This window comes from Amycolatopsis sp. NPDC051371, assembly GCF_040682155.1.
In the GTDB taxonomy this organism is placed as follows: domain Bacteria; phylum Actinomycetota; class Actinomycetes; order Mycobacteriales; family Pseudonocardiaceae; genus Amycolatopsis.
Genome location: NZ_JBFBAG010000031.1, coordinates 41,001 through 65,623, shown reverse-complemented (window position 1 = coordinate 65,623; position 24,623 = coordinate 41,001). Strand labels below are relative to the sequence as shown.

The window sequence follows — 24,623 nt, the reverse complement described above, 5'->3', positions numbered from 1 at the left end:
CGTCCAGGTCGCCGGCCAGGCCGGCCCGCCACGGCCGCGCGAGACGGCCGACGGGACCGCCGAACGCGAGGGTTTCGCTTTCCGCTGAATCGAGCAACGCCGGCCTCCGCCTGTTTCCGGTCCGAGCGCGCCCGCGCCCCGGAAATGGGAGACGCGGGCGCTTTTTCGACCTACGACGTCGTCAGCAGCACCAGCTGCCGTGCGAGCCGCTCGGGCTGGAACAGAACGCGTACAGCATGTCGGCCGGGTCGACCAGCGCGGCCTCCGCGGCGTTTCCGCCGACGTACAGCGGGCCGGCGGGGTTCGCCAGGCCGTGCGCCGATTCCGAACCCGACAACCACCCTTCCAAAACGGCAGCAGAATCAACAGTCCGCATGGCGGAACCTCCCGGTCGACGCAGGATCAGAACACAACCAGCGGAGTGTAGGCAGCCCGCGGCACCCGCTTCGACGACCATTCGGGCGCAACCGGGCCACCGCTGAAGAATCCGACTAAAGTTGGTTTTCGCCGCTTTCCGGAATTTGATCCAGCCCAGAAGGTTCATCGATATGCACGGACTCGGAGAATCCGAATCGGTGCAGTTCGGCTGATCATTTCACCGGCAGGTAAGCGGCGACGTCGGCGAGCGCGGTCAAGGTCGCGCCGTCGACGTGGCCGGTCGCGGTGTCGGCCTCGGCGACGACCATCCCGTAGCCGTCGGGCCGGGACCGGTAGTGCAGTCCCGTCATCCGCACCCCGGAGATCCCCAGGACGGCCGCGATCTCCAGTGGCCGCACGTCACCGCTGCCCTGAACGGCCTCGACCTTCTCGAAGTCCCCGGCCTGCTTCTTCGTCCGGAACCCGACCCGGACCACCGAGACGACCGCCGCGTTGCCGTGGCCGTCCCCGACGGCCAGCAGCATGCGGTCCAGTCCCGTGCAGGGGGTCTTGACCAGGAACTCCCGGACCCGGTCGGACGCCGCCGCGACGCAGTCGCCTTCGCGCCCCAGCCGCCGGACCTCGCGCTTGAGCTCCTTGAACTTCAGCCGGCTCCACGCTTCCTTCGATTTCCCGCGCTTGGCCGACTCGCGTGCCTCGGCGTTGCGGGTCTTGAGCGAGCGGCCCGGCAACGAGTCGACGACGTCACCGGCGCTGTTCCCGGCCAGCGCCTCCGAGGCGGCCCCGCCCGTCGCGCCCCCGGAGGCCCCGATGCCGCCGGCTCCCCCGGCGATCGCCAGCCCGGCCACCGCCGCGACGACCACACCCGTCCCCTTGTCACGGATGTGGATTCGCTTGCCGTTCTTGGTGATCCACCCCATGGACCCATCATCGAGGCGAGCACCGCGGCTGGGGACGGGTGGCCGGGAACTGACCGGTATCTGTCAGGGAGATGTGGTGTAGAGCGTGGTCCAGATGATGTCGGTGAGGACGTCGATGACGGTGGCGTCGCGCGCCGGGTCGGCTCCGCGCACCAGCTGGTACCCCGCCCGTTCGACCATCCACGTGAGGACCGCCGCCGTCTCGGCCGGCACGACCGGGCGCATCACCTCGGCGACCTGGCCGCGTTCGATGGCCTCCCGGGTGGTGTCGATGATCGACTGCATGAGCGTGCGCAGCTCGCCGGCGACCGCCGGGTCGTAGGCCGCGGTCTCGGTGATGATCGTGAAGGCCGCTGCCCGGCGGCGGTAGACGTCCACGATCGCCGTGACCGCAGCGGTCAGGCCGGCTCGGCCGGCGTGCTCCGCCGTCTCCCACCAGGCCCCGGCCACGTCGCGGAGTTCGCTCAGCACGGTGGTGGCGAGCCGCCGGACCAGGTCGCCCTTGTCTTCGAAGTGGACGTAGAACGTCGAGCGGGAGATGCCGGCGGCGACGGCGAGGCGCTCGACGCTCAGCTCGGTGAAGCTCGCGCCCTCGCCGACGAGCTGCTCGGTGGCCGCGAACAGGCGTCGTTCCAGCTCTTCTCGGCGATCCTGGCGCTTGCCGGCGGCGGGCCGGGTGACTGAGGGCATCGGCTACTCCACGTCCGGAACTGATCACCCGCATCCTAGCCGGACGCGAAGTCCGGACAGGGTGTCCAGACATTGCGTCTTGACGACGTGTCCGAGTTCGGCGCATCCTGGGACGACCGAATCTGGGAGGCGCCATGCCGGTGTTGTGGGCCCTGTGGGGAATCGCCGTTCTGAACGTCTTGGCGTTGGCCGTGAACCTGCTCGCGTGCCTGATCAGGCCACACAGCACGCTGGGTTCGTCGTTGCTCGCGCTGCTCTTGGTCTATTTCCTCATGGTCACCACGTTCGTCGGCGGCTTCAGCGGCTTGGCGCTCATCCTGCTGACCGACGGGGGCGTCGTCCTCATCGTGAGCACAATCGTCTTGCTCGCCGGGGCCGCTTTCGTCATCGCGATGGCCCTCCACCGGGCCTGGTCGTCCGGGGAGGTCTCCCGCGCAGGCAAGCGGCTCCTGTCCCGCGACGAGATGCTCGACCTGATCCGGGCGAACCTCGTGGACTCCTTCTCACGACGGGACGGCGTCTTGGAGGTGGAGCTCAAACTCCGCGCGGCCGAGGAGCCGGAGCTGCGGAAACGTCGCGCCCACCCCCGGGACTACCTCACGTTCGTGGCCGCTGTGCACGAAAACGGGGCCAGGATGCGCAAGATCCGCTACGACGACAACACCGGCGAAGGCCCGTCGTCGACGGACCGCCGGTGGATCACCGTCGAAGAGACGGCCGCGCTCCTGGGCGCCGGCCAAATCGAAACCTTCTCCTGCGGCGGCGACAGAAGTCCCGGCGAGAGCCGGACGTTCCGGGGAACTCCCACCGGCATCCGGCTGACCGACCACGGCTGGGCGCGCCACATCTCGGCCGGCCAGGAACTGGCAGCGACCTTGGTCCCGCTCGCCCGCGTCGCGCGGGCGGCGCACGGAAGACCGCACATCGCCGTCAACGGCCGCTACGTACGGTAGGGGCGGAAGAACTCCCGCAGCTCCTGGGCGTAGATTTCCGGTTCCTCGAACGCCGCGAAGTGCCCGCCGCGCTCCGGCTCGGTCACGCGGACCGTGTTCGCCGTGCGGTCGAGCCACGCCCTCGGTGGGCGGACGATGTCACCCGGGAACAGCGCGAACCCCGAGGGCACCTCCACCCGGCGCGCCAGCTGGGCCGGCGGGATCGCGCCGTTCGCGCGGTACATGCGCATCGACGAGCCGATCGTCTCCGTCAGCCAGTAGAGCGTGATGTTGGTGAGGATCTCGTCGTTGGTGAAGCGGAAGCCGTCGCTCCACGAACGCAGCTTCTCGACGATCCACGCCGCCAGTCCCGCCGGGGAGTCGTTCAGCGCGGCCGCCGCTGTCTGGGGCTTCGTGCGGTGCATCGCCGCGTACGCGCCTTCGGACGCGCCCCAGGCCGTCACCGTCGCCATCCAGTCGCGCTCCTCCGGGGTCAGGCCGGCCGGGTCGCCCGTGAAGACCGGCACGCCCGCGTCCGTCCGGTGGACCGCCACCACCCGGTCGGGGTGGTCGAGGGCCAGGTAGCGGCTGACGTGGCTGCCGATGTCACCGCCCACCGCCCCGAAGCGCGGGTAGCCGAGCTCCGTCATCAGCTCGGCCCAGAGACCGGCGACGGCGATCGAGTTCACCGGGGTCGCGGGGCGCGAGGAGTACCCGTAGCCGGGCATGTCCGGGACGATCACGTCGAAGGCGTCGGCCGGGTCGCCGCCGTGCGCGCCGGGGTCGGTCAGCAGCGGGATCACCTTGGTGTAGCGCCAGAACGAGTCCGGCCAGCCGTGGCTCAGCACCAGCGGGAGCGCCGGGCCGGCCGCCCGGACGTGCGCGTAGTGGATGTCGTGGCCGCCCAGCGAAACCCGGAACCGCGGGATGGCGTTCAGCTCGGCTTCGCGAGCGGGCCAGTCGAACCCGTCCGCCCAGTACGCGACGAGCTCACGCAGGTAGGAGAGGTCGACGCCGGCCGACCACCCGGCGTCCTCGGGCGCGTCCGGCCAGCGCGTCGCGCGCAGCCGCGTGCGGAGGTCTTCCAGGACCGCCGGAGCGGTCCGCGGGGCAAAAGGCTCCATGGGACGAACCCTACGGACTCAGTACTCGACCCGGGTTCCCGCGCCGGTCTCCTCCGCCCGCTGGTGGATGAACCGGGCCGCCGCCAGGTCCTCGACCGCCACCCCCACCGACTCGAACACCGTGATCTCGCCCGTTACCGGGTGCGGTGGCTGCCGGACGGGCGGCTGGAGTTCATCGGCCGCAACGACAACCAGGTGAAGATTCGCCGTCCGGGTGTGCCTCAACAGCCGCATAGACGACAACTTCGTCGACGTCGACGGCCATTCGCTGATCCTGGTGAAGCTGCAGGCAGGCTTCCGGGCACGGTTGGTCGCGTCGCCGGCGATCGGCGAGCTGCTGGAGACCCGCCGCGGGGTGCTTTCCCGACCGAACCCACCACGGTCTCAAGCTGGTATTCGACGACGTACCGGACGTCGCGACCCTGTCGTCCGCAGCGGACTTCGAGGACCTGCTCAGGTTGTGGACCTGAGCAGCGCCACGACCGCGGCCGACTTCGGCTCGTCGAGGAATCGCAGGCCCATGAAGTTGTCGCCGGCGGTGAAGCCGGGCAGGGCCCAGATCGCTTCGTAGGGCAGCCCGACGTCCCGGTAGCGCCGCAGGCTGTAGACGTTGCTGAACAGGCACTTCCCCGGATCCGGGTTCCACAGGCGGCGGGCGAAGGCGGGGTTGCGGAAGCCGTGCCCCACTTCGGCGGTGGCCTGGACGTGCTTGCGGCCGGTGAACAGCACGACGTCGCCGGTGGTGACGGTGTCCATCCGGCGGTCGTACTTGTCCTTGGCGCCCCAGAACCGCGCCCGGCCGTTCGCGTGCAGCGCGTTCAGGCGGGCGAGGTCGGCGGGGTCGAGCAGATCGGCGTGCGCGCGGAAGTCCACGGTCTTCTCGAGCGACTCGGCCCCGTACCGGCGCGCGTCCGCGGTGCCGTAGGAGGGCTGGATGAAGACTTGGACCACGGCCGAACGGTACCTGGTCACGGTTCGCGTGCCGCCACGTGCGCCGGCGACACCCTCGGTTCCTGGGCGGGGATGGCGTCGCGGGCGGGAAGGGGGTCGTCGGTGAACTTGACCCAGCCGCGCACCCCCGCCGGCGCCCGCCAGCCCGGCACCTCTTCGGACACCTGCTCGTGCACGCCGAGCGCGTGACTGCAGTGCTCGTGCCACGAGCTGATCATCGCCGCCCGGGTACGGGCCCGCCTCAGGTCCGCGTGCAGCCCGAGCAGTGCGTGCATCGAATGCCGCGTCGCGTCGCCGGCGGATCCGAGCCGGGCCGGTGTCCGCGTGTCGCACACCGGGCACCCGCACGGCCACAGCTGGGCCAGGTCTGGAGTCTCGGCGAAGACGCGGTCGAGGGTTTCGAGGCGGTGGTAGGCCAGCAGCGGGGTGACGAACGCCGAGACACCGGGTCGTGGCGCGCCACGACGCCGCACCTGGGGGTACGTGTGCCGCAGCGCGCTGATCGTGCCGGCCGCGGCCGCGTGCGCGCCGTGGCACAGGGCTCCCACGGCGGCGATGTCGGACCGGAGCAGGATCACCGGCACCGTGGCGGCCGTCAGCAGCCGCAGGAACCGCCGGACCAGGTACTGCACGCCGAACGGATCGTCGCGGTGTTCGACGGCGATCGCGATCGGCACGCCGTGGGCGTTGATCTCGCGGACCAGGGCGTCGCACGCGGGGTTCGTGGCGAACCAGCGCGCGGCCAGCGGCAGCACCGCCACCACCGGGGATCGCCGGTGCGCCGCGGTCCGCAGGATCGTGCGGAGCCCCCGGATGTCGTAGAGGGCGACGTACCCGGAATCGGTCAGGGGGAGCAGGCCGAGCTCGGCTTGGCGGCCGAGCCACGCCGGGTGCGTTCCCCGGGCGGCGCCGACGCGCTTGCTGCCGGAGTACCGGTCGGCGTCGCAGAGCAGTGGGCCGGTGAAACCGCTGTCGCGCAGGGCTCGGACGGTTCCTTCGAGCCGTCCGCCGGTCAGCACCAGGCCCGCGTCCCAGGATTCGGCGATTTCCGCCGCGGCACGTGCCTGGGCGGGCCGGCACTGGATCAGCAGCCGCCCGGCGAGCTCGTCCAGGACCGCGTTCCCCACGGCTCCACGGTGAGCTGCCGGGAACGGGCCTGTCACCGGTGGTCACACGGGTGCGATCGGCAATCCGTGGAACGGCCCAGCGGTCGGTGTGCGGAGCGTGCCGTGTGCGGTTCCTGTGGGTGACCTCAGCCGCCGTGGGTGGTGTCGCTCTGGTAGTCGGTGTAGGTGTACGGGTTGTCGAGGATCTTCGCTTCCGGGATGTCCGGGTTCATGCCCTTCGCCCAGGCCTCCTCCCCCAGCTGCCCGCGCAGGTGGTCGACCGTCGACTCGACCTGGCGCCGGATCGCCGGGAGGTCCACGCCGACCAGGCGGCCGTCGCGCTTGACCACCCGGCCGTTGACCAGGACCGTGTGGACGTCACCGCGCTGGGCCTGGAACGCCACGTGGCCGTAGGGGTTCAGCAGCGGGAACGACACCGGCGAGTGCTCGTTCTTCAGCAGCACCACGTCCGCCTTCTTGCCCACCTCGAGGCTGCCGATGTCCGAACGGCCCAGTGCTGCAGCGCCGCCGCGGGTGGCCCACTCCACCACCTGCTCCGCCCGCAGCGCCGCGTGCGTCACGGTCTCGCCCTTCGCGTGTGCCTCCAGGTGCTCACGCGAGCGGTCCGCGCCGAGCGTCGTGCGCATCGCCGAGAACAGGTCGCCGCTCCACCAGACCGACGTGTCCATCGACAGCGACACCGGGATCCCGTACTGCCGCAGTGCCCAGGTGGACGGGTAGCCCTGGCCCGCGCTCTGCTCGCTTTCCGTCGAGACCGACGCCGACCCACCGGTCGCCGCGATCCGGTGGTAGGAGTCCGCCGCCAGGGACGCGCTGTGGACGTAGATCGTCTCCGGGGTCATGAACCCGTGGTCGTGCATCAGCTTGATGCCGTCGTCGCCGGTCGCGCCCCAGACACCCGCGTGGGTGGTCACCGGCACGCCCAGCTCGCGCGCCACCTCGAACGCCGGCTTCTCCGGGAACGCCGGGTCGCCCGTGACGTCGAACGCCAACTGGAAGCCCAGGTCGCCGCCGGTGCGGCGGGAGACGAAGTCGCGGAATTCGGGGGTGCCGGTCCAGTTCGCCGGCGCGTCCTGGATGTTGCCGTAGGCCAGGACGAACCGGCCGGGTACGGCTTCGAGCGCGTCGGCCGCCGCGTCGGCGTGCTGGGTGGTCTGCAGGCCGTGGGACCAGTCCACTGTGGTCGTGACGCCCGCTTCGAGGGCCTCCCACGCGCCGAGGAGGTTGCCCGCGTGGATGTCCTCGGGGCGGAACACCTTGCCCCATTCGAGGTAGTACCAGACGAAGTACTGGGTCAGCGTCCAGTCGGCGCCGTAGCCGCGCATGGCCGTCTGCCACAGGTGGCGGTGCGTGTCGATCATCCCCGGCATGACGATGCCGCCCGCGGCGTCGACCTCGGTCGTGCCCGCCGGGACTTCCAGCGCGGGCCCGATCGCGGCGATCTCGTCGCCGGTGACCAGGACGTCATGACCGGGCAGCACCCGGTGGGTGTCGTCGAGGGTCAGCACCGTGCCGCCTCGCAGGACGATCGAACCAGACATCGCTGCCTCCGATTGCGTACACTCGTCCGCTCTACGGACACTCAAGGGTGAAGTCACCTTTGCCCAGCGTCGCGCCGGTGTCAATCCCCGACGATCCCCGCCGCTACGCTGCGGGCAGGACTGCAGAGGGAGGTCGTGCATGCCACGCGAGGGAACGGGTCCCGACTTCATCGAAGCGCTGGCCCGCGGGCTCGAGGTGATCACGGCGTTCGGGCCGCACCGGCCGGAGATGACGCTGGCCGAGGTGGCCACCGCCGCCGGTCTGGCCCGCCCGACCGCGCGCCGGATCCTGCTCACCCTCGAGGAGCTCGGCTACGTCCGCGCCGGCGGCCGCGGCTACGCCCTCACCCCCCGTGTGCTCGACCTCGGCGTCGCCTACGTGCGCTCGATGGGCCTGTGGGACATCGCCCGCCCGCACCTGGAACGCCTGGTCGAGCGCACGAACGAGTCGTGCTCGATCGCCCAGCTCGACGGCTCCGACATCGTCTACGTCGCCCGGGTCGCGGTGCCGAAGATCGTCGCGCTCGCCGTCCAGATCGGCACCCGCTTCCCCGCCTTGCCGACGTCGCTGGGCAAGGTCCAGCTCGCCGCCCTAGCCCCGGACGAGCTGGACGCGGTGCTGGCCCAGCCGACCCGCTCCGGGCTCGTCGCGCGCTGGCAGCCGGAGCGGGCCGAGCGCGACGCCGAACTGCGCGAGGTCCGCGCCCGCGGCTGGGCGCTCACCGACGAGCAGCTCGCGCTGGGGATCCGCTCGGTGGCCGCGCCGCTGCGCGACGGCTCCGGCCGGGTGATCGCCGGGGTCAACGTCAACTGCCACGCCGCCGAGACGCCGGTGGAGCGGCTCCTGGAGCACCACCTGCCGCTGCTGCTGCAGACGGCCGGGGAGATCAGTGCCGACTTCGCGCGGCTGCACGACGTCCCGCACGTGACCGTGCCCGCGGTGTCTTGACCCCCACCGCACTCGAGAGCAGACTGCGGACAAGAGTCCGTCAGACGGACAGGAAGTGAGGATCCGGGTGGAACACAGCGCAGCCGGCCCGTTGTCCGGGCTGCTGGTCGCGGACTTCTCCCGGGTGCTCGCCGGGCCTTACGCCACGATGCTGCTCGCGGACCTGGGCGCCGAGGTCGTCAAGGTCGAGGGACCGCAGGGCGATGAGACGCGCACGTGGATGCCGCCGGTGCGCGGGGACGTCTCGACGTACTACCTCGGGGTGAACCGCGGGAAGCGGTCGATCGCGCTCGACCTGCGCGAGGAGGCCGACGCCGCTGTCGCTCGTGAACTGGCGTCCCGCGCGGACGTGGTGATCGAGAACTTCAAGCCCGGTGGTCTGGCCAAGTACGGCCTGGACTACGACACCGTCAAAACCGCCAACCCCGGCAGCGTCTACGCCTCCATCAGCGGCTTCGGCTCCGGTGAGGGCCGGCACGTGCCCGGCTACGACCTGATGGTGCAGGCGATCTCGGGGCTGATGAGCCTGACCGGCGACCCGGACGGCCCGCCGTACCGGGCCGGGATCTCGGTGTTCGACGTGATGGCGGGCAACCACGCGGTGATCGGCATCCTCGCCGCGCTGCGCCACCGCGACGCGACCGGCGAGGGTCAGCACGTCGAGGTCAACCTGCTGTCCTCGGCGCTGACGGGGCTGGTCAACCACAGTTCGGCCTACGCGGCGGGCGGGGTGGTGCCGTACCGGATGGGCAACGCCCACCCCAGTGTCTTCCCCTACGAGCCGTTGCCCACGGGCGACCACGACCTGATCGTCGCCGCGGCCAACGACGGGCAGTTCCGCCGGCTGTGCGAGGTCCTCGACTTGCCCGACGTCCCGGACGACCCGCGGTTCGCCCGCAACGCCGACCGCACCAAGAACCGCGAAGAGCTCCGGCCGGTCCTCATCGAACGACTGGCGACCAAGAGCGCGGTGGAGTGGTTCGAGGCGCTGACGAAGGTCGGTGTCCCGTGTGGACCGATCAACACCATCGACGGCGGCTTCGCGATGGCCGAGCGCTTCGGCCTCGACCCGATCGTCGAGGTCGGCGAGGGCGACCGCGCCGTCCCCACGACCCGCCACCCGATCCGGTTCTCCGCGACCCCGGCCGCCTACCGGCTGCCGCCGCCGGAGCTCGACGAACACGGCGCCGAGCTGCGCGCCTGGCTCACGGAGACCACGGATGACTGACCCTGTATACGAAACAGCGCTCGGATCGTCCACGAAGGACAAGATCACCCTGCTCGGCCAGGACCTGGCCGAGGACGTCATGGGCACCGTCGGATTCGGCGAGTTGGCGTTCTGGCTGGCCACGCAACGACGTCCGTCCCCAGGGGAGACCCGGGTTTTCGAGGCGGTGCTGGCCGCGCTCGCCGACCACGGCTTCACCCCGACCGCGATCGTCACCCGGCTGACCTACCTGTCCGCACCCGACTCGGTCCAGGGCGCGCTGGCCGCCGGGCTGCTCGGCGGCGGGTCGCGCTTCCTCGGCGTCACCGAGGACTGCGGCCGGTTCCTGCACGACGTCCTCGCCGCCACCGAAGACGTCCCGACGGACGAGGCGGGCTGGGACGCGCTCGCGCTGAAAACCGTCGAAACCCGCCGGGCGGAGAAGAAGTTCATCCCGGGGCTCGGGCACCACGTGCACAAGGACGGCGACCCGCGGACCCGGCGGCTGTTCGAGATCGCCGCCGAGGAAGGCCTGCGCGGGCCGCACCTGGAGCTGTTCGCCGCCATCGGCCGCGTGCACCCGCAGGTGCTCGGCAAGACGCTGCCGCTCAACGGCGCCGGCGTCTGCGGCGCCGCCCTGGCCGACCTCGGGCTGCCGCTGGAGCTGCTGCGCGGGTTCGCGCTGCTGGCCCGGACCGCCGGGCTCATCGGCCAGCTCGCCGAGGAGCTGCGCCACCCGGTCGCGAACGACATCTTCCTGTCGGTCGACCTGAACAACCGGCCGGTCCCCCCGGACCCGCAACGCTGAAAGGAACGAGGATGCAGCTCGTCACCGAGGACAACATCACCGAGCTCGCCGCGCAGCGCTGGGCAAGCGCGCACGACCCGCGCACGGCGCAGGTCATGGCCGCCCTCGTCCGGCACCTGCACGCCTTCGCCCGCGAGGTGCGCCTCAGCGAGACCGAATGGATGGCCGCCATGCGGTGGCTCACCGAGACCGGGCAGATCAGCGACGAGAAGCGCGAGGAGTTCATCCTCGCCTCCGACGTGCTCGGCCTGAGCATGCTGGTGGTGCAGATGAACCACGCCTTCGACGCCAAGGCGACCCCGGCCACCGTGCTCGGCCCGTTCCACATCGACGGCTCGCCGGAGAAGGAGTTCGGCGGCGACATGTCCGACGGCCTGCCCGGCACACCGCTCTACGTCACCGGCACCGTCACCGGGCTCGACGGCTCCCCCGTCGCCGGCGCGATCCTCGACGTCTGGCAGGCCGACGAAGAAGGCGCCTACGAGTCGCAGATCGCCGACATCGACGAGGCCCGGCTGCGCGCCAAGTACGCCACCCGTGCCGACGGGACCTACTGCCTGCGCACCATCGCACCCAAGGGCTACTCGATCCCGATGGACGGCCCGGTCGGCGAGCTCATCGGCGGCACCGACATCAGCCACTTCCGCCCGGCCCACGTGCACTTTCTGATCAACGCGGCCGGCTACGAGCCGCTGATCACGCACCTGTTCCAGGAGGGCGCCGAGTACCTCGACAGCGATGTCGTGTTCGGCACCAAGCAAGAGCTCGTCGTCACCTTCGAACACCGCGACCCGGGGCCGACGCCCGACGGCGGCGAGTCGGCCGAGCCGTGGCTCGAGGCGCGCTACGACTTCGTCCTCCAGCCCGTCTGACGCCGGTGCGCGCGGCGGAGATCCGGACGGCCGGCGGTCCCCCGGTGGTGGCCGACCGGCCGGTGCCCGAGCCCGGGGCGAACGAGGTCGCGGTGAGTGTCACCGCCGCGCCGATCACCCCGCTCGACCTGCTCTGCGCGTCCGGCACGTCGTACTTCGGGCTGCCGGAGACGCCCTACGTGCCCGGGGTTCAGGGGGTCGGGGTGCTGACGCGTGCGACCCCGACCGAGCCGGCCGGGACCGCGGTCTGGTTCGCCACGACGGCGGGCATGCGGCCCGGGGACGGCAGCATGGCCGAGCACGCCGTCGTCGGACCCGGCGACCTGGTGGTCCTGCCACCGGGGACGGACCACGCGCTCGTGGCGGCGCTCGGGCTGTCGGCGGTGGCGGCGTGGATGTGCTTGACCTGGAAGGGAAACCTCGTCCCGGGCGAGACCGTGCTCGTGCTCGGCGCGGGTGGCGTGGTCGGCCTGTCGGCGGTGCAGCTGGCCCGGGTGGCCGGGGCCGGGCACGTCGTCGCCTGCGCGCGGTCCGACGCCGCGCTGGAGCGCGCCCGGCGGCTCGGCGCGGACAGCGTCGTACGGCTGGCCGGGGACGACGACGTCGAGCGGCTGGCGCGGCGGCTCGGTGACACCCCCGTCGACCTGGTGATCGACCCGGTGTCCGGGATCCCGGCCGCGGCGGCGCTGCGCAGCCTGCGCCCGGGCGGGCGGCTGGTGAACCTCGGCAGCGCGGCCGGCGACGAGTGCCCGGTGTCCTCGGCGGTGCTGCGCAGCGGGTCGCTGCACATCCACGGCTACACGAACAACGAGCTCGACACCGGCCGCCGCCGCGAAGCGCTGCTCACGGTGGTGGGGCACGCGATCGCCGGGGCGCTCACCGTCGACTACGAGCGCGTCTCGCTGCTCGACGCGGGCGACGCCTGGACGCGACCCGGCCGGATCGTGCTGGTGCCCTAGCGGCCGTAGCCCTCGGCGGCCAGCACCTTCCCCATCATCTCGTAGGCCGCGGGATCCTCCGGCGCGACCGTGGCCAGGCCGTCGACGTAGCGGTTGTACATGCAGAACGCCGCCGCGATGAGCACGGTGTCGTGCAGCTCGACGTCGGTCGCCCCTTCGGCGCGGGCGGCCGCGACGAGCTCGTCGGTGACGGCGCGGCCGGTTTCGCGGGTCGCGAGGGCGATCCGCAGCAGGGCCTTGAGCTTCTCCGACACGGGTGCGTCGTCGATCCCGGCGCACGCCGCGTCGACCACCGCGCGGCCGCCGTCGAGGGTTTCGGCCGCCGCGGCGGCGTGGCTGCCGTGGCAGAAGCGGCATTCGTTGCCGTTCGACACCACCGCCGCGATCAGCTCGCGCTCGCCGACCGTCAGCGTGCTGGGCCCGCGCAGGAGCGTCTGCGCCAGGTGGTTGAGCGGCACCGCGGTCTCCGGGCGGTAGGCCATCAGCGACCGGATCCCGGGCAGCTGCGGATCGAGCGGGATGTGCGGCATCGATTCTCCTCGCGAAGGCGGACGATCTCCCCCGAAGTCTTTCGGCCGGCGGCGGCCCGGCCAACCTCCGCGATGCGCAACCGGGCCGCCGCCGAAAGGCTCAGCCGAGGGTGAAGTCGTCGGCGTAGAGGGCACTTTGGCCGTACCAGCCGTGGACGTACACCGTCACCGCGCCCGACGCGCCGGTCGTGAACGGCACCGACAGCTGCATCCAGCCGCTGCTCGAGGTCCACGTACTTGCGGTCGCGCCGCCCCGGACCCCGACGTAGGCGTAGCTGCCCTGCACCCACGCCTTGAGCGTGTAGGCGTGGTTCGGCGCGAGCGTGACGTTCTGCGCCGCTTCCCCGGTGGCCGAGGACGTGGGCACGACCTGCAGCGCGTGGGTCCCGGAGTGGGCGGGGGTGGCGACGATCGCGTCACCCGCGGCGCTCCACGGGCTGAGCGCGCCGGTCTCGAACCCGCCGTTGACGACTCCGCCCGCGGGCGGGGTGCCCTTCACCGTGAGGGTGAACGTGGCGCTGTGGCTCGCGGAAGCGGCGGTGCCGGTGACGGTCAGCGGGTAGACGCCGGGGACCGCCGCCGAGGTGGTGCTCACCGACAGCGTCGCGCTGCCGCCCGCGGTCACCGAGCCGGGGCTGACCGAGGCCGTGACGCCGGCGGGGGCACCGGTGACCGACAGCGCCACCTGCTGGGCCGACCCGGACGTGACGGCGGTGCCGACGGTCGCGGTGGCCGAGCCACCCGGGTCGACCGCGGCCGAGGACGGGTTCGCGGCGAGGGAGAAGTCGTTGCCGGGCACGGTCGTGCCGCCGGTGAACGGCGCGAAGGCGTGGCTGAAGAACCACGTGGACTGGGCGATGCCGGAGCAGTTGTCCGCGGCGGCGCCGCCGGGGCAGCTGCCGTTGTCGCGCTGCAGGGCCCAGAACGACAGCTCGTTGATGCCCTTGGAGACCGCCCAGTTGTAGACGGTGGCGGCGTCGGCGGTCGTGAACGTCTCGGCCGGACCGAAGTCGTCGACGCCGATCATCTCGGTGATGCCGACCATCCCCCACAGCTGCGCCTGCGTCTTGCCCGGGTACAGCGCGCCGAGCTGGGAGACGAGCCCGGTGGCCGAGGTCTGGGTGTCGGTGGCCATCTGGTGGGCGGCGTTGTCGTAGTAGTCGAAGGTCATCATGTTGACCACGTCGACGCGGGTGCCGTTGGCGACGGCGTTGCGCAGCACGGCCAGGCCGCTGTCGGCGAGGCCGCGGGTGGTCGTGGGCAGGGTGTAGGAGATCTGCAGCGAGCGCCCGGACGCCGCGGCCCAGTCCTGGACCTTCTTGATGGCCTTGTTGCGCCGGTCGATGCCGGCGGAGTTGGTGAGCGAGTTGTCCTCGATGTCCATGTCGAGGCGGGGGACGTCGTAGGTGGTGATCACCGACTCGTAGGCCGCGGCGACGGAGTCCACATTGGTGCAGCTGTCGGCGATCTCGGTGCCGGTGTTGTCGGCGGTGTAGCCGCCGAAGGACGGGATGACGTCGCCGCCGCGGGAGCGGATGGTGGCGATGTCGGACCCGAACGTCGAGTTCGCGATCGGCATCCCGGTGTCACCGTTCCAGTAGACGGTGCAGGAACCCTTGGTGGCGGCCTGGATGAACGCCATCGTGAGGTGCTTGGCGCCCGAAGCCTGCGCCAGCGCGGCGGGGCTCTCGCCGGTCCAGGCTTCGAAGTAGGGCGCGAAGACGTGGGCGGGCAGCGGCGTCGCGGCTTGGGCGGTCCCCGCGGCGGCGACCAGCGAGCCGGTCGAAACTCCCAGCAGGGCAAGTAAAACGGACATTCGGGAGAAAGGTCTGCGTCGACGCATCTGCGCTCCAGTGCCGGCGGGAAGCCGTGCCGCGGCGTAACACGGCGAGAACGTCTTCAGGATTGGATCAGACCAATATCGACGTCAAGGTCCAGACCACTAAACCGGCCGGATGGCGGCACCCGTTGCTCATTCCCCTTTTCGCCGGTCGATGACGGCCTGTGAGCAACAATCGGATACAAAAACGTGCCAACTCCAGCGATCTGCCGGTAGCGTGCGCGTCCATGCGGGTGAAGTGGGGGACGATTGGACAGCGCAGAGTGACCAAGCCGTGGCGTGCGGCGCCGAAGGCCGCCCTCTCGAGTCCGCTCACCCTGATCGTCGCGGCGGTGACCTCGCTGCTCGCCTGCTTCCTCGGCACCGCCGCGGTCCTGCAGGCCTCCGCGGCCGGCGGCGCGACGATCGCCTACCAGACCGGGATCACCTGCCCCGACAGCTACGGCCCGGTCTTCGGCAAGGGCAACATCCCCGTCCAGGACATCCCGGCGCTCACCGGCGCGGTCGCCCGCCACGCACCCGCGCACGGCTTCGGCGCGCCCGTCGTCGGCCAGTACACCACCGTCCTGCCCGGCACCCAGTTCAACGGCGACCCGCACTACAAGGTCCGCCTCGCCTACCGCGACCAGGCCGGTCTGGACAACCTGGCGCTGCAGCAGGGCAGCCGGGCACCCGGACTGTGGCTGGGCAACGTCGTCGCCGACGCCGAGCACATCGGGGTCGGCACCCAGCCCAGCATCCAGGGCATCGCCCTGCCGCCCGTCACCGGCATCTACCGCGACCTGCTCGACCCGCCGCCGCGCTGGTGGTGCTCGCAGCAGTCCGGCGCCGTCGTCGACCGGCTCGCCAACGACCCCATCGACTCGATCGTCTTCGCCACCGACCGCAAGACCTTCGACGACACGATCAAGGCGATCGGCCTGCCGAAGATGCAGTACTTCCACATCTCGTTCTACGAGCCCGCCCCGACCACCCTCAGCGCGGCCGAAGACCTGCTGCAACGCTCCCACGACCTGGTCGCCGACGTCCGCGGGGACCTGACCGCCCAAGGGCTCGGGAACCTCGTCGCCGCCGACGTCCCGACGTTCGAACGCTCGGTGCAGATCGCCCGCCAGGCCCAGGACAACGTGTTCGTCTCGATCCTGCCGCTCGCGCTGATCAGCGTCCTGGTCGGCTGCGCCGGCCTCGGCACCGTCGCCCTGCAGTGGTACCAGCGCCGCCACGCGCAGCTGCGGCTGCTCTCGGCCCGCGGCAGCGGCCCGGGCGCCCTCGGCGGCCTCGCCGTCGCCGAACTGGGCCTGCCGATCCTGCTCGGCGGCGCGCTCGGCGCGGTCGCCGCCCGCCTGCTGCTCGGCGTCTACGGCCCACCCGGCGCGCCCGACCCCGAGGCCGAGCTGCGCGCCGGCGTCGTCGCGGCCGGCGTGCTGGTCGTGTCGCTCGCGCTGCTGGCCCTGGTCGTCGCCGTGCGCGCCCACCGGGAGTTCGAACTCGGCCGCGTACGCCGCGAAGGCAACCGGATGCGGCTGCTCGGGTACTTCCCCTGGGAGCTCGCGACGGCCGGCATGGCGTGGCTCGGCTGGACCCGCCTGGCGCACTACAGCACCGGCTCCCGCCTCGGAAATCCATTACCCCAAGTCGACCCGCTCGCCCTGACCTACCCGGTGTTCGTCGTGCTGACCGTCGGCCTGCTGACCGCACGGCTCGCGTGGCTGGCCCTGCACGCGTCCCACCGGGCCCGGCTCTGGTCGCGCCCGGCCCTGCAGCTGGCGATCCGGCGCCTCGCCGGCGCCCGCGCCCCGGTGACCGGCGTCCTGGTCATCGGCACCCTCGCCATCGGCACGCTCGCCACCGGCATCGGCATCGCCAACGGCCAGGAGGCCGCACTCGACACGAAGTCGTCGATCTTCGTCGGCGGCAACGCCCGCCTCGACACCGACAGCCCGATCGGCATGGGCACCGTCGCGATGCCCGCCGCGCTCGCGCAGAACAGCACCGTCGTCGGCGAGCTGACCGGCACCGGCAGCGTCGTGCTGGTCGTCGACCCCGCGACGTTCACCAAGGGCGCCGCCGTCGGCGACGTCCCGGCCGGCGACCTCGACGGGCTGCTACGGCAGATCTCGCAGCCGAACCCCCAGGGCACCCCGGTCATCCGCGTCGGCCACACCTCGAAGCAGAAGCCCCAGCTGCCCGACGGGCTGCGCGACGCCGTCACCGTCGCCGACCTGCCGGTGTTCCCGATGATCGGCACCTCCCCCGGCTACGTCGTCTCCCGCACCGCACTCGACCACGGCCAGCTGGACCGGATCCCGAAGTGGAGCGTCCTGACCGGCGCATCGATGGCGGACGCGACCGCCGCGTTGCGCGCCGCGGGCGTGTTCATCCCCAACCGGGTCAGCCGCGAAAGCGCGTTGGACAGCCTGCCGTTCTTCGTCGTGTCCTGGACGTTCTCGTTCGTGGCGCTGCTCGGCGCGGTCCTCGGCGTCGTCGCGATCCTCGCGCTGCTCGTCGCGGTCGAGGTGAGACGGCGCCAGAACGCCCTGGCCGGCGCGCTGGTGCTGCGGATGGGCATGCGGCCGCGAACCCTCCTGGCGAGCCACCTCATGGAACTCGGCGCGCTGAGCGGACTGGCGATCGTCGTCGGCGTGGTGTGCGGGATCTCCGTCGCGGGACTCTCCGTCCCGCGGTTCGACCCGGCGACCTTCCTCGCGCCGCGCTCCGAACTGCCCGACCCACTGCCGTTCGTCCTGACCGTGCTGGTCGTCGGCGTGCTCGTGGTGGCCCTGGCCGGCTGGATCGCGGTGCGCTCGGTGCGCACCGCCCGGACCGCGGAGCTGATCCGTGCCTGACAAACCGATCTTCACCCTGCGCGGCATCGGCGTCGACTACCCGACCCCGGCCGGCGTCGTCACCGGCGTCGACGACGTCAGCTTCGACGTCCCCGCACGCGGCATGACCGTGTTCGCCGGGCCGTCCGGCTCCGGGAAGTCGACGCTGCTGCGCGTCCTCGGCCTGTTCGAACAACCCGCGCGCGGCACGCTGACCTTCCAGGGCGCCGACGTCCGCAAGCTCAAGCACCGCGAACGGCGTGCGCTGCGGCGCCACCACCTCGGGCTGGTGTTCCAGAACCCCTCCGACAACCTCCTCGGCTACCTGTCGGTCGCCGAGAACCTGCGCGCCGCGGCCGAAGCCGCCGGCACCGACTGCAACCCGGCCGACATCCTCGGACAGCTCGGCCTCCACGGCACCGGCGACTGGAAGATCTCCGCGCTCTCGGGCGGACAGCAGCAACGCCTGGCGTTCGGGTGCGTGCTCGCCGCGCGCTCCACGGTGATCCTCGCCGACGAACCGACGTCCCAGCTCGACGAAGCCTCGGCCGACCTCGTGCTGGACACCCTGCAATACCTGGTGGACCAGGACTTCGCGGTCCTGGTCGCCTCGCACGACGAACGCCTCATCGACCTCGGCGCGCGCGTGGCCCGGCTGCACAAGGGCACCCTCGAAGCCGTCGAAGAACGGGAGCCCCAGCCGTGACCCTCGTGGAAGCCGTCGGCCTGCGCCGCAGCTTCGCCCACCCCAGCGGCGACATCGAGGTCCTGCGAGGGCTCGAACTGCGCGTCGGCGCCGGCGAACTCGTCACGGTGTCGGGCCGCTCCGGGTCCGGCAAGAGCGCGCTACTGGCGCTGCTGTGCGGATTCGACTCCCCCGACTCCGGCTGCGTCCTGCTCGACGGCGTCCCGATCAGCGGCGCCCCACCCTGGCACACCTGCGCGGTGCTGCCCCAGGCGCTCGGGCTCGCCAACGAGCTGACGATCGCGGAGAACGTCGCCCTGCCACTGCGGTTGCGTTCGGACGTCCCCCGCCCCTCTCCCGCGGCGATCCACGCTCGTGTCACCGAACTACTGGACGAGCTGGGCATCGGCGAGCTGGGCGACCGCTACCCGCTGGAAGTGTCGTTCGGCCAGCAGCAGCGCGTCGCCCTGGCCCGCGCGGTGGCCGGGCGACCGCGGGTGCTGCTCACCGACGAACCGACCGCGCACCTGGACGCGGGCTCGACGCCGCGGGTCCTGCGGCTGCTACGCCGGTGCGCCGAGGAAGGCGCGGCGGTGATCGTCGCAACCCACGACGACGACGTGCACCGCATCGCCGACCGTCGCGTGCGTCTTCTGGACGGAGTGCTGACCGCGCTGCTGGACTAGTCGGACGCGGCTCGTCCCGACCTGCGGTCAGGTCGGCGGATGGGGCTCGCTCCGACCTTCAGCGGAAGCCGGCCAGCCGAAGCGCGGGTTCGCACGGGTGTCTGCGTGTCTTGAATGAGTCATTCAGGACCTCCGAAGACCTGAATGACTCATTCAAGACGTTCGGGCCGCCGCTGACCGCGCTGCTGGACTAACCGATCAGGAATCGAGAAGCGCTGGTCAACGGCCCGGGAATAGCGTCATCGCCGTACCGCACCACCGACTTCAGGAGCACCGCGATGAGCACCCAGGGGATCAAGACCGTTCTCCACCCCGTCACCGACCTGACCGCAGCCAAGGCCGTCTACACCGCCCTGCTCGGCATCGAAGCCCAGGCCGACTCGCCCTACTACGTCGGCTACGACGCCGGCGGCCAGCACATCGGCCTGGTGCCGAACTCCGGCATGACCTCGCCGATCACCTACTGGGAGGTCGCCGACATCCAGGCCAAGCTGGCCGAGGTGACCGCGGCGGGAGCGAAGGTGAACGACGAACCGAAGGACGTCGGCAACGGCCGCCTCGTCGCGACCTTCACCGACGCCGACGGCAACGTCCTCGGCCTCCTGCAGGACCCCGCCTAATCCAGCGCCGTCGACCGGCTGACGTCCTCCCACGCCGCCAGATCGGCGGCGAGGGACTCGTGCTGGGCCCGGATCGCCTCCACCGCGTCCGCGCCCAGCGCGAGGTGCAGCGGCGCGTCGTCACTGCCGACCGCGCGGACGATCGCCGCGGCCGCCTTCGCCGGGTCGCCCGGCTGGGTGCCGTCCATCGACTCGACCGCGTCCCGCGTGCCCGACGTCGACACGGCGTAAGCGTCGATCGTGCGGGACCGGTGCATCCGGCCGCCACCGAACTCCGTCCGGAACGCCCCCGGTTCCACGATCAGCACCCGCACCCCGAACGGTTTCACTTCTTCGGCAAGGGCTTCGGACAGGCCTTCCAGCGCGTACTTCGTCGCGCAGTAAGCGCCGTAACCCGGCATCGACAGCTGCCCGCCCATCGAGCTGATCTGCACGACCGTGCCGCTGCCCTGCGCCCGCAGGTGCGGCAGCACCGCCTTGGTCACCGCCACCGCCCCGAAGAACATCACCTCCATCAGCGCCCGCAACTCCTCCAGCGTGAGCTCCTCGACCGCGCCGACCGAGCCGTTGCCGGCGTTGTTGACCACGACGTCGATCCGGCCGAACTCTTCCAGCGCCGTCTTCACCGCCGCGTCGACCTGCCCGGCGTCGGTGACGTCCAGCGCCGCCGTCCGGACCCGGTCACCGCCACGCTCCCGCAGGCCGGACAGGGCTTCCGGCCGCCGCGCGGTGGCCAGCACCCGGTCACCCGCCGCCAGCGCGGCCAGCGCGATCTCCCGGCCGAACCCGGCCGAGCAGCCGGTGATCAGCCAGACGCGGCCGTCGGTGTTCGTCATCTTCGCGTTCCTCCCAGTGGTTTCCTCCCCACCATCCTGGGGACGATCACCACCGCGCCGCCAACACCGATCTCCTGCCGGGGCTACAGTCCAAGCCTGTGACCCCCGAGCTGCGACAGCTTCGCTACTTCGTCGCCGTCGCCGACGAAACCAGCTTCACGCGCGCCGCCGCCGTCCTGCACATCGCCCAGCAGTCGCTCTCGCAGCAGATCACCGTCCTCGAGCGCAGCCTCGGCACGAGACTGTTCGACCGCGACGCCCGCGGAACCCGCCTCACCGCCGTCGGAGAACTCTTCCTCCCCGAGGCGCGCGCAGTCCTGGCCCGCGCCGACGAAGCCGTCGCCACCCTCGGCCGGGCCGTACGCGGCGAAATCGGCAACGTCCGGCTCGCGTTCCTCACCACCACCGCGAACTACCTGCTGCCCCCGATCGTCCGCACCGTCCGCGAGCGATTCCCCGACCTCACCGTCACCACCGCCGAGGCGTCGATCGCCGAACTCGTCGACGGCCTGCGCGAACGCCGCTTCGACCTCGCCTTCACCCGGCCACCCCTCGTGCCCGGTCTCGCGTCACGGACATTGCTCACCGAGGAAGTGTGCGCCGTCCTCCCCACCGGCCACCCCCTCGCCGGACGCGCGTCACTGAAGCTGGCCGACCTCGCCGGGGAACCGTGGGTGCTGACCCCACGCAGCAGCTGGGAACCCTGGCACCACAGCTACGACAACGACTTCGCCGCCGCCGGCTTCACCCCGCACGTCGTCCAGCGGGCCGCCACCGTGCAGGGACTGCTCGGCCTCGTCGCAGCCGGCGTCGGGATCACGCGCCTGACCCGCTCATCCCACAGCCTCCGGCGCAGCGGCGTGACGTTCGTGCCCCTGGAAGACGATCTCGCCCGGACCGAACTGGTGTGGGTGCCGGGCCACGACAACCCGGCGGTCCCGGTGATCGCGGACGTCGCCGTCGAACTGGCGGCGACCACCGACCTGACCGAAGCGGGATAGCTCGTCCGGGTTGCCCGCTCTGGTCGCATTCACACCGAAAGTTGATCGACAAGCCCATTTGGTTGACGAATACGATCACCTTTTCTTGTTGACGCCCAACCGGCAACGCCAATAACCTGTTCAATGTCAACGAACAATGTGCTTCGTTCTGGGGAAATCGGTTTCAGCGAAGGAGCCACGGGATGAACTCGCCCGAAGTCCGCCCACCATCAATGGAAGACGGCGGAGCCACGCTGTTCGAGTGGGTCGACGACATGCGCGAGAACCACCCGGTCCTCGTCGATGACGACGAAACCTGGCACGTATTCCGGCACGCCGACGTCCGCCGCATTTTCACCGACCACCAGACATTCTCCCCCGACCCGGGATTGCTGCTCCCGGACACCGCCGAAGCCGTCCGCGGCAATATGGCGGCAGTCGACCCGCCGGTCCACCACCGGCTGCGGAAACTGGTCAGCAAAGCCTTCACCCCCAAAGTCGTGGCCGACCTCGAACCACGGATCGTCACCGCCACCGACACCCTCATCACCGAAATGGCGCAGCGCGACGACCCCGACCTCATCCGCGACCTCGCCTACGCACTCCCCGTCGTGGTCATCGGCGACCTGATCGGCATCCCACCCGAAGACCGCACGCTCTACCGCGGCTGGGCCGACGCCCTGCTCGCCGGCGGCGGCCCCCAAGAAGACGGCACCTCCCTGACCGAGGTCATGGAGACCTACCTCTCCGCCCTGCTCGCCCAACGGCGACGCAGCCCCGAAGACGACCTCTTCAGCGCACTCGCCCACGCCGAAGTCGACGGCGAACGCCTCGCCGACCACGAAGTCCTCAACTTCGCCTCCCTTCTGCTGGCCGCCGGCCACATCACCACCACCATGATGCTCGGCAACACCGTGCTCTCCCTGCACGAATTCCCCGACGCCGCCGCCCAGGTCCGCCGCGACCCCCGCCTGGTCCCCAGCCTGCTCGACGAAGTCACCCGCCACCGGCCCCCGATCATGCGCCTGCTGCGGATCAGCACCACCGACGTCGAACTCGGCGGCGTCACCATCCCCGCCAAGTCGATGGTCACCCCCTGGGTCCTCGGCGCCAACCGCGACCCCCGCCACCACACCCGCCCCACCGAGTTCGACCCCCGCCCCCGCAAGGAACCCAACCTCGCCTTCGGCGGCGGCGTCCACTTCTGCCTCGGCGCACCGCTGGCCCGCCTCGAAGGCCGCGTCGTCTTCGAGCAACTACTCGACGGCTTCGCCGACATCCGCGTCCGCGACGGCGTCCAGATCGGCTACCCCTCACCGATGATCTTCGGCGTCCGGGAACTGCCCGTCGAACTGGTCCCCCGCCAAGCCGTCAAGCGCTCGGCGTGACCGGTGACGCACACCCCGCCGACCACTGATCCGTAGACTCGACGACGATGCGACGTCTCAAGTGGTACTGGGGAGCCTTGGTCCTCGCGTGCGTGGCCCTGCTGGCCGGCTTCTTCGTCTTCTTCGGCTCCGAAAGCAAGAACGGACAACCACAACCACGCCAGGGCCCACCGGGCACCGGACCGCTCACCGTCGTCGCGATGGGCGACAGCACCGTCTCCGGCGAAGGCGCCGGCCAGTACACCGCCACCACCAACGGCCAAGGCGGCAACTGGTGCCACCGCTCGCCCAACGCCTTCGTCGACAAGATCGCCGCCCCCGGCATCACCGCGCACGTCAACCTCGGCTGCTCCGGCGCGCCCGCCGAACAAGTCGCACTCGGCGACGTCAAACAGTGGACCGAGCCTTCACAGGCACAGCAGCTCGCCGCGCTCGTCAAGGACCACCGGGTCGCCGCGGTCGTCATCGCGGTCGGCGCCAACGACGAGCCCAAGTTCTCCAACCAGGTCACCGACTGCTTCAAAGCGTGGTTCAACGCCGGCGGCCCGCCGTGCAGCACCGCACTCAAGCAAACCTGGCAGTCCAAAGTGGACGCCATGGTGCCGAAGGTCGCCACCGCCGTCTCCGACGTGAAGAAGGTGCTGGCCGCCGCCGGGTACGTCCCCGCGGACTACCAATTGATCCTGCAGTCCTACGCCGCCCCGATCGGCCCCGACCTGCCGGAGGACCTGCGCAGCCTCAACGGCTGCCCGTTCCGCGTCGAGGACCTCCGGTGGATCTCCCAGACCGGCATCGGCGTGCTGTCGGCCGGCCTCAAGGCGGCCGCCCAGCAAACCGGCGCACGGTTCCTCGACCTGGCGAAGGCCGGCGCCAAGCACGAGGCGTGCAGCGGCGGCGCCAACCCGGCGACGGAGTGGTTCACCCGGCTGACGCTCCAGCTGGCCGACCTCGGTCAAGCCGACCGCGCGGGCCACGCGCTGCAGGAGTCGTTCCACCCCAACGCGGCCGGCCACGCGGCGATCGCGAACTGCTTGACGGAGTTCATCGCCGTCCGCGACGGCAACGCGTCCTGCCTCGCGGGCGCGGACGGGAAGCTGCACGCGGCCCCGGAGGTCGTCGCCCGCTGACCCCCCTCGCTCTTGGCGGGTTTCAGTGGTGACGTGTGTGCTTACTGGACCGCAGGTCTTTCAACCTCGCCCGGTGGTATAAGGCGTTATACACTTAAAGATCGAGGGCGGCTCGCAGGGCGATGTCGATGCGCTCCTGGACGTCCATGTCGATCTCGGCGATGCGCTCGTCGAACCACGGCCGGTAGAGCCGGGTGAGGTTGAGCGTCGAGACCCAGTACCGGGCGTCGATCGCCACGCCGAGGATGTCCTGCGGGTCGCGTTCGAGCAGTTCGGTGCCGAGCAGCCAGGGGCGCTCGGACTCGTTCACCCCGTCCGAGGACAGCAGCACCACGGTGCGTTGCCGGGCCGGTTCGGTCGGGGGGTGGTACGTCCAGACTTCACCCCTGCGCACGCAGATCCTTCTCCGCCGCCGCGCGCTCGGCCTCGTCGAACTCCGCGACGGCCGGTTCCGGCTTCTGCGGGGTGTAGCCCGTGCGAACCGCCTCGCGCCTGGCCGCCTTCGACAGCCAGGACGAGACCGAGATCCCGTGTGCTTTCGCGGCGCGTTCGGCGAAGTCCAAGGCGCCGCTGTCCAGCGAAAGAGTGACCTTACGTGTTGCCATACCTTTTACCGTACCAGCGCCCATGTTCTGATACCAGCGGGAC

The 24,623-nt window shown here is 71.1% G+C and carries 26 protein-coding genes; 13 read left to right on the top strand and 13 right to left on the bottom strand.

Features of this window, described 5'->3' with window-relative positions; all coding sequences use genetic code 11:
• Positions 1 to 181 precede the first annotated feature (181 nt).
• The 3 genes from AB0M59_RS32865 to AB0M59_RS32855 all read right to left on the bottom strand — a co-directional run bounded on the left by AB0M59_RS32865 (position 182) and on the right by AB0M59_RS32855 (position 1,988).
• Positions 182 to 376, bottom strand: a complete 195-nt coding sequence (locus AB0M59_RS32865; protein ID WP_364623096.1) for a DUF6229 family protein — start codon at positions 374 to 376, stop codon at positions 182 to 184.
• 214 nt (positions 377 to 590) lie between these two features.
• Positions 591 to 1,298, bottom strand: coding sequence for a hypothetical protein (locus AB0M59_RS32860; RefSeq protein WP_364623093.1), 708 nt, complete (start codon positions 1,296 to 1,298; stop codon positions 591 to 593).
• Positions 1,299 to 1,361: 63 nt separating this feature from the next.
• Positions 1,362 to 1,988, bottom strand: a complete 627-nt coding sequence (locus AB0M59_RS32855; RefSeq protein WP_364623090.1) for a TetR/AcrR family transcriptional regulator — start codon at positions 1,986 to 1,988, stop codon at positions 1,362 to 1,364.
• A 134-nt stretch (positions 1,989 to 2,122) separates the two neighbouring features.
• Here AB0M59_RS32855 and AB0M59_RS32850 point away from each other — a divergent pair, with 134 nt between their 5' ends.
• Complete coding sequence (locus AB0M59_RS32850) at positions 2,123 to 2,941, top strand: hypothetical protein (RefSeq protein WP_364623087.1); 819 nt, start codon at positions 2,123 to 2,125, stop codon at positions 2,939 to 2,941.
• Here AB0M59_RS32850 and AB0M59_RS32845 read toward each other — a convergent pair.
• From AB0M59_RS32845 to AB0M59_RS32825, 5 genes are all read right to left on the bottom strand, one after another.
• The gene (locus AB0M59_RS32845) at positions 2,929 to 4,044 is read right to left on the bottom strand and encodes an epoxide hydrolase family protein (RefSeq protein ID WP_364623085.1); all 1,116 of its coding nucleotides are present in this window, start codon (positions 4,042 to 4,044) and stop codon (positions 2,929 to 2,931) included. The two genes, AB0M59_RS32850 and AB0M59_RS32845, sit on opposite strands and share 13 nt — an antisense overlap.
• A gap of 18 nt (positions 4,045 to 4,062) precedes the next feature.
• Positions 4,063 to 4,164: a hypothetical protein gene (locus tag AB0M59_RS32840; RefSeq protein ID WP_364623082.1), complete on the bottom strand. Its 102-nt coding sequence runs from the start codon at positions 4,162 to 4,164 to the stop codon at positions 4,063 to 4,065.
• A 333-nt stretch (positions 4,165 to 4,497) separates the two neighbouring features.
• Positions 4,498 to 4,995 (bottom strand): hypothetical protein, encoded by a 498-nt coding sequence (locus tag AB0M59_RS32835; protein ID WP_364623079.1) that lies wholly within the window; start codon positions 4,993 to 4,995, stop codon positions 4,498 to 4,500.
• 17 nt (positions 4,996 to 5,012) lie between these two features.
• Complete coding sequence (locus AB0M59_RS32830; RefSeq protein ID WP_364623076.1) at positions 5,013 to 6,122, bottom strand: hypothetical protein; 1,110 nt, start codon at positions 6,120 to 6,122, stop codon at positions 5,013 to 5,015.
• Positions 6,123 to 6,247: 125 nt separating this feature from the next.
• The gene (locus AB0M59_RS32825) at positions 6,248 to 7,663 is read right to left on the bottom strand and encodes an amidohydrolase family protein (RefSeq protein WP_364623073.1); all 1,416 of its coding nucleotides are present in this window, start codon (positions 7,661 to 7,663) and stop codon (positions 6,248 to 6,250) included.
• 139 nt (positions 7,664 to 7,802) lie between these two features.
• Between AB0M59_RS32825 and AB0M59_RS32820 the strand changes: the two genes are divergently transcribed.
• The 5 genes from AB0M59_RS32820 (at position 7,803) to AB0M59_RS32800 (ending at position 12,458) form a co-directional block, all read left to right on the top strand.
• Positions 7,803 to 8,612 carry an IclR family transcriptional regulator C-terminal domain-containing protein gene (locus tag AB0M59_RS32820; protein ID WP_364623070.1) on the top strand — a complete coding sequence of 270 codons (810 nt, stop codon included), beginning with the start codon at positions 7,803 to 7,805 and terminating at the stop codon, positions 8,610 to 8,612.
• A gap of 67 nt (positions 8,613 to 8,679) precedes the next feature.
• A complete protein-coding gene (locus AB0M59_RS32815) occupies positions 8,680 to 9,840 on the top strand; it encodes a CoA transferase (RefSeq protein ID WP_364623067.1) in 1,161 nt (386 codons plus the stop codon).
• On the top strand, positions 9,833 to 10,627 hold the full coding sequence (locus AB0M59_RS32810) for a citryl-CoA lyase (protein WP_364623064.1): 795 nt from the start codon (positions 9,833 to 9,835) through the stop codon (positions 10,625 to 10,627). The genes AB0M59_RS32815 and AB0M59_RS32810 overlap by 8 nt, the downstream gene beginning before the upstream one ends.
• Positions 10,628 to 10,638: 11 nt before the next feature.
• Entirely contained in the window at positions 10,639 to 11,499 is an 861-nt protein-coding gene (locus tag AB0M59_RS32805) for a dioxygenase (protein WP_364623061.1), read from the top strand.
• Between the two features lie 5 nt (positions 11,500 to 11,504).
• Entirely contained in the window at positions 11,505 to 12,458 is a 954-nt protein-coding gene (locus AB0M59_RS32800) for a zinc-binding alcohol dehydrogenase family protein (RefSeq protein WP_364623058.1), read from the top strand.
• Here the strand turns inward: AB0M59_RS32800 and AB0M59_RS32795 are convergent.
• On the bottom strand, positions 12,455 to 12,988 hold the full coding sequence (locus AB0M59_RS32795) for a carboxymuconolactone decarboxylase (RefSeq protein WP_364623055.1): 534 nt from the start codon (positions 12,986 to 12,988) through the stop codon (positions 12,455 to 12,457). The two genes, AB0M59_RS32800 and AB0M59_RS32795, sit on opposite strands and share 4 nt — an antisense overlap.
• Before the next feature lie 100 nt (positions 12,989 to 13,088).
• The gene (locus AB0M59_RS32790) at positions 13,089 to 14,804 is read right to left on the bottom strand and encodes a glycosyl hydrolase family 18 protein (protein ID WP_364623052.1); all 1,716 of its coding nucleotides are present in this window, start codon (positions 14,802 to 14,804) and stop codon (positions 13,089 to 13,091) included.
• Positions 14,805 to 15,091: 287 nt separating this feature from the next.
• Here AB0M59_RS32790 and AB0M59_RS32785 point away from each other — a divergent pair, with 287 nt between their 5' ends.
• The 4 genes from AB0M59_RS32785 to AB0M59_RS32770 all read left to right on the top strand — a co-directional run bounded on the left by AB0M59_RS32785 (position 15,092) and on the right by AB0M59_RS32770 (position 19,644).
• Positions 15,092 to 17,674, top strand: a complete 2,583-nt coding sequence (locus AB0M59_RS32785) for an FtsX-like permease family protein (protein ID WP_364623049.1) — start codon at positions 15,092 to 15,094, stop codon at positions 17,672 to 17,674.
• Complete coding sequence (locus tag AB0M59_RS32780; protein ID WP_364623046.1) at positions 17,667 to 18,359, top strand: ATP-binding cassette domain-containing protein; 693 nt, start codon at positions 17,667 to 17,669, stop codon at positions 18,357 to 18,359. The genes AB0M59_RS32785 and AB0M59_RS32780 overlap by 8 nt, the downstream gene beginning before the upstream one ends.
• Positions 18,356 to 19,024, top strand: a complete 669-nt coding sequence (locus tag AB0M59_RS32775) for an ATP-binding cassette domain-containing protein (protein WP_364623043.1) — start codon at positions 18,356 to 18,358, stop codon at positions 19,022 to 19,024. Before AB0M59_RS32780 ends, AB0M59_RS32775 begins: the two co-directional genes overlap by 4 nt.
• 278 nt (positions 19,025 to 19,302) lie before the next feature.
• Positions 19,303 to 19,644: a VOC family protein gene (locus AB0M59_RS32770; protein ID WP_364623040.1), complete on the top strand. Its 342-nt coding sequence runs from the start codon at positions 19,303 to 19,305 to the stop codon at positions 19,642 to 19,644.
• On the opposite strand, the gene AB0M59_RS32765 is transcribed toward AB0M59_RS32770, so the two are convergent.
• Positions 19,641 to 20,480, bottom strand: a complete 840-nt coding sequence (locus AB0M59_RS32765; RefSeq protein WP_364623037.1) for an oxidoreductase — start codon at positions 20,478 to 20,480, stop codon at positions 19,641 to 19,643. The two genes, AB0M59_RS32770 and AB0M59_RS32765, sit on opposite strands and share 4 nt — an antisense overlap.
• A gap of 98 nt (positions 20,481 to 20,578) precedes the next feature.
• On the opposite strand from AB0M59_RS32765, the gene AB0M59_RS32760 reads away from it, so the two are divergent.
• From AB0M59_RS32760 to AB0M59_RS32750, 3 genes are all read left to right on the top strand, one after another.
• The gene (locus AB0M59_RS32760) at positions 20,579 to 21,481 is read left to right on the top strand and encodes a LysR family transcriptional regulator (protein WP_364623034.1); all 903 of its coding nucleotides are present in this window, start codon (positions 20,579 to 20,581) and stop codon (positions 21,479 to 21,481) included.
• Between the two features lie 182 nt (positions 21,482 to 21,663).
• A complete protein-coding gene (locus tag AB0M59_RS32755) occupies positions 21,664 to 22,848 on the top strand; it encodes a cytochrome P450 (protein ID WP_364623031.1) in 1,185 nt (394 codons plus the stop codon).
• Positions 22,849 to 22,895: 47 nt separating this feature from the next.
• A complete protein-coding gene (locus AB0M59_RS32750; protein WP_364623028.1) occupies positions 22,896 to 23,975 on the top strand; it encodes a GDSL-type esterase/lipase family protein in 1,080 nt (359 codons plus the stop codon).
• A gap of 94 nt (positions 23,976 to 24,069) precedes the next feature.
• On the opposite strand, the gene AB0M59_RS32745 is transcribed toward AB0M59_RS32750, so the two are convergent.
• Positions 24,070 to 24,369 carry a hypothetical protein gene (locus AB0M59_RS32745; RefSeq protein ID WP_364623025.1) on the bottom strand — a complete coding sequence of 100 codons (300 nt, stop codon included), beginning with the start codon at positions 24,367 to 24,369 and terminating at the stop codon, positions 24,070 to 24,072.
• Positions 24,356 to 24,580, bottom strand: coding sequence for a hypothetical protein (locus AB0M59_RS32740; protein WP_364623022.1), 225 nt, complete (start codon positions 24,578 to 24,580; stop codon positions 24,356 to 24,358). Before AB0M59_RS32740 ends, AB0M59_RS32745 begins: the two co-directional genes overlap by 14 nt.
• Positions 24,581 to 24,623: the final 43 nt, after the last annotated feature.